Raw genomic sequence first — 255 nt, forward strand, 5'->3', positions numbered from 1 at the left:
GCGGATCGGCTAGGTGTGGGCCTGCGCGCCGGTGCGGGCCTCGCCGATGATGCGTCGCACGATCGTGAGTAGTTCGTCCATCTCGTCGTCGGTGACGATGCTCGGTGTGCCGGACATCGCCGCGTTGTAGTACAGGCCGTCGCCGATCAACATGACCGCGTGTGCGACCGCGCGGTCCGGGATCTCCGCCGCCATGGCGTCCATCCAGCAGTTGCGGATACGGAGCAGGGCGTCCTGGGCTCGGGTGTTGGCACC

At 67.8% G+C, this 255-nt stretch carries 1 pseudogene; it reads right to left on the minus strand.

Annotated elements, in window-relative coordinates:
* Nucleotides 1-9 precede the first annotated feature (9 nt).
* Nucleotides 10-255 (minus strand): annotated as a pseudogene (locus IJ15_RS26565) (TetR/AcrR family transcriptional regulator); the annotation flags it as partial.

It is taken from the genome of Prescottella defluvii (assembly GCF_000738775.1).
GTDB lineage: Bacteria > Actinomycetota > Actinomycetes > Mycobacteriales > Mycobacteriaceae > Prescottella > Prescottella defluvii.